The 2,433-nt window shown below is 70.2% G+C and carries 3 protein-coding genes; 2 read left to right on the plus strand and 1 reads right to left on the minus strand.

Annotated features, from left to right (window positions below; all coding sequences use genetic code 11):
• Positions 1-143: 143 nt before the first annotated feature.
• A complete protein-coding gene (locus D183_RS0113790; protein ID WP_017909518.1) occupies positions 144-719 on the minus strand; it encodes an RNA polymerase sigma factor in 576 nt (191 codons plus the stop codon).
• Between the two features lie 164 nt (positions 720-883).
• Between D183_RS0113790 and D183_RS0113795 the strand changes: the two genes are divergently transcribed.
• Entirely contained in the window at positions 884-1,195 is a 312-nt protein-coding gene (locus D183_RS0113795; RefSeq protein WP_017909519.1) for an NAD(P) transhydrogenase subunit alpha, read from the plus strand.
• A 104-nt stretch (positions 1,196-1,299) separates the two neighbouring features.
• Positions 1,300-2,433, plus strand: a 1,134-nt coding sequence (locus D183_RS0113800; protein ID WP_026144465.1) for an NAD(P)(+) transhydrogenase (Re/Si-specific) subunit beta, incomplete at its 3' end; no start/stop codon positions are given.

Genomic DNA, 2,433 nt, shown 5'->3' on the forward strand with positions numbered 1-2,433 from the left:
GCTTGGCGCCGCGTGCGCACGGCTGGCCTGCTGGCGTGCGGCGCGCAGCCGCGCCAGGGTCGGCGCGGGCAGGGCCTGCAAGCCGGCCTGGTGGACGGCGCGCATCTGCGTGTCGAAATCCGCCGGGCGGGTGCGATCGGATGTCATCGGACGTCCTCCAGATGTTTCTGCAGCGCCTCGCGGGCGCGCGACAGATGGGTCTTTACCGAGCCTTCCGAGCAGCCCATCGCGCGTGCGGTGGTGGCCACGTCCAGCTCTTCCAGTACGCGCAGGGTGAAGGCCTCGCGCTGGCGCGCGGGCAGCGCGCGCAGTGCCGTCACCAGCCGCGCATGGGTCTGCCGACGCTCGTGCTGCTCGGACGGATTGGGGCCGTCGTCGGCCCAGTCCGGCGGGCTGTCCGCGTCACGCTCGCTGGTCGGCGCCCAGAAGCGCAGGCGGAAGGTGCGGCGGCGCTGCAGGTCGATGATGCGCCGGCGCAGGATGCTCCAGAACAGCGGCGTCCATTCCTGCGCCGGGCGCTCGCGATAGGCCAGCAGCTTGATCATCGCGTCCTGCACCGCGTCCAGCGCGTCCTCGCGCTGGCGCAGTCCGGCTTCGGCGAAGCGGAACGCGCGCGGCCCGATCTCGGCCAGGAACGCGTCCAGCGACGCCGGCAGCGGGCGCTGTTCGGTGTCGGCATCGGTCGATGGCGGTGCGAGGGCGGGCGTGCTCACCAGCACAGCTTAGCTTCCGGCAGGGGGATGTCGTGGTTAACGCGCGGTGGCGGGCACGGTTGACCGGCCGGGCCTGGCGGCCTTCGCACAACCGCATGCCGGCATCGCACAGCGGTTCAGCACGCGGTTATGATGCGGCGGACGGGCGCGGCGCCCGGGAGAATGGTGCGATGAGCGACGGGTTCGTGGCCTTGTACATCTTCATGCTGGCGGCCATCGCCGGGCATGTGATCATCTCGCGGGTGCCGGTGATCCTGCACACCCCGCTGATGTCCGGTTCCAACTTCATCCACGGCATCGTCCTGATCGGCGCGATGGTGGTGCTGGGGCATGCCGACACCACCCTGGAGAAAGCCATCGGCTTCGTCGCGGTGCTGCTCGGCGCCGGCAATGCCGCCGGCGGCTATGTGGTGACCGAGCGCATGCTGGACATGTTCAAGTCCAGCAAGCCGGATGCCTCCAAGACCAAGGCGAAGGATTGAATGCGCGGCATCGGCGCACCGCCGCGGCGCTGGCCGTGGCCGTCCTGCTGGCACCGCTCGGCCTCGCGCCGGGCGTCCTCTCGTACTTTCTGCCACTCGGGCAGATGTCCTTTTTCGGAGCACGCGTGCTGATGGAACTGTTGCCGATCCTGATCAAGAGCAGCTATCTGGTCGCCGCCACCCTGTTCCTGCTCGGCCTGCAGCGCATGGCCTCGCCCAGGACCGCGCGCAGCGGCATCCGCTGGGCCGGTTTCGGCATGCTGCTGGCGACCGCCGCCACCTTCCTGCTGCCGGGTCTGCACAACCTGCCGCTGATCGTGCTGGCGATCGTGCTCGGCACCGCCGCGGCGTGGATCTCCGCCAAGAAGGTGGCGATCACCGACATGCCGCAGATGGTCGCGCTGTACAACGGCATGGGCGGCGGCTCGGCGGCGGCGATCGGTGCGGTGGAGCTGCTGCGCTTCTCGTTCTTGATGCGCCGCGATACCACGCACTGGAGCGAGGCCGCGATCGCCGCGCTGGCCGCGCGCCAGCCGGATGCGACCACGCTGGCGCTGGCGGTGATCGGCTCGGCGATCGGCGCGGTGTCGCTGTCCGGCTCGATCATCGCCTGGGCCAAGCTCGACGGGCGCCTGGACAAGCGCGTCACCTTCCCCGCGCAGCAGGCGTTCAACCTGCTGGTGTGCGTGGCGATGCTGGGCGTGGGCGCCTGGGCCGCGATCAGCCTGAGTCCGCTGGCGATCGTGCTGTTCTTCGTGCTGGCGCTGGCCCTGGGCGTGCTGATGACGCTGCCGATCGGCGGCGCCGACATGCCGGTGGTGATCTCGCTGTACAACGCCTTCACCGGCCTGGCGGTGGCCTTCGAGGGCTACGTGCTCGGCAACGAGGCGCTGATCATCGCCGGCATGATGGTCGGCGCGGCCGGCATCCTGCTGACCCGGCTGATGGCCAAGGCGATGAACCGGCCGATCCGCGGCGTGCTGTTCTCCAACTTCGGCGGCGGCGGCCAGGCGCAGGCGATCGCCGGCAGCCAGAAGCCGATCGAGGCCGGAGACGTGGCGGCGATGATGGCCTACGCCGAGCGCGTGGTGATCGTGCCCGGTTACGGCATGGCGGTGGCGCAGGCGCAGCACAAGATCTGGGAACTGGCGCAGCGGCTGATCGAGCGCGGGGTCAAGGTCAAGTTCGCGATCCATCCGGTGGCCGGGCGCATGCCCGGGCACATGAACGTGCTGCTG

Source organism: Xanthomonas sp. SHU 199 (assembly GCF_000364665.1).
GTDB lineage: Bacteria > Pseudomonadota > Gammaproteobacteria > Xanthomonadales > Xanthomonadaceae > Xanthomonas_A > Xanthomonas_A sontii.